The 502-nt window shown below is 70.1% G+C and carries 2 protein-coding genes; both read left to right on the top strand.

What is annotated here, in order from left to right; all coding sequences use genetic code 11:
* Positions 1-141: 141 nt before the first annotated feature.
* Positions 142-267 carry a hypothetical protein gene (locus tag AC1DYG_RS19350; protein WP_477641481.1) on the top strand — a complete coding sequence of 42 codons (126 nt, stop codon included), beginning with the start codon at positions 142-144 and terminating at the stop codon, positions 265-267.
* Positions 264-502: alpha/beta fold hydrolase (locus AC1DYG_RS19345; RefSeq protein ID WP_477641480.1), on the top strand; the 239-nt coding region annotated here is incomplete at its 3' end. The genes AC1DYG_RS19350 and AC1DYG_RS19345, both read left to right, overlap by 4 nt.

Raw genomic sequence — 502 nt, 5'->3', positions numbered from 1 at the left:
GCAAGGTGCTCAAGAACGAGATCAGGTCCCGGTTGCTGAGCTAGCCGCAGGGTGGGCGAAGTGCGTCGTTCGGCCGCGCATCCTCAGGGAGATTGGGTACCGTCGCGAGACCCCAACCGCCCTCTTCCGAACAGGTTTCCCTTGACCGGCGACACGATCCACCGACGCTTCGGCACCCTCGGTGCCGGGGTGCTGCTGCCCCTGTCCCTTCGAGCCGAGCTCGCCCGCTCGGTCGAGCACGCCGTCCCGGTCCGGAGCGGCACGTGAAGGCCGAAGTGACGCACCGGATCCTGCCGGTGAACGGGATCGAGATGCACGTCGCCGAGCGCGGCGAGGGCAGGCCGGTGGTGCTCTGCCACGGATTCCCGGGGCTGTGGTTCAGCTGGCGTCACCAGCTCGACGCGTTGGCGGCGGCGGGGTACCGGGTGATCGCCCCGGACATGCGCGGCTACGGGCGCACCTCGGCACCGTCGGACGTCGCGGCCTACGACCGGGCGAACAC

The sequence above is a fragment of the Pedococcus sp. P1_H8 genome (assembly GCF_056405175.1).
This window is presented reverse-complemented; position numbering and strand designations above follow the sequence as displayed.